This is a genomic window from Paraburkholderia sp. JHI2823 (assembly GCF_038900695.1).
GTDB classification, from domain to species: Bacteria; Pseudomonadota; Gammaproteobacteria; order Burkholderiales; family Burkholderiaceae; genus Paraburkholderia; species Paraburkholderia mimosarum.
This window is the reverse complement of the sequence record NZ_JAYMRY010000451.1, coordinates 1-249: the sequence shown is the minus strand read 5'-3', so window position 1 is coordinate 249 and position 249 is coordinate 1. Positions and strand designations below refer to the sequence as shown.

The 249-nt window shown below is 55.4% G+C and carries 1 pseudogene; it reads left to right on the top strand.

The features are described from left to right. Nucleotides 1–8 precede the first annotated feature (8 nt). Nucleotides 9–125, top strand: a pseudogene (locus tag VSR34_RS39370) (IS6 family transposase); the annotation flags it as partial. Between the last annotated feature and the right edge of the window lie 124 nt (nucleotides 126–249).

Here is a 249-nt window from a genome sequence, read left to right as displayed (position 1 = left end):
TCCCTGCCATCGTCATCAGCTGCGCGGTTCGCTGGTATTTCCGGTTCAGCCTGAGCCTGCGCGATATCGAGGAGTTGTTGCTTGAGCGGGGTGTCGTCGTCACGTACGAAACAATCCGTTGCTGGTGAGCGTGAGCACGTAAATCGATGGGGCAATGAGCAAGCTAAATGATGTTCAAGGCACGAAGTAAAACGGGGGTGATGAAGCCCCCGTTGTTGTTTCAGAACGGCTCGTCGACGACCTGATCCG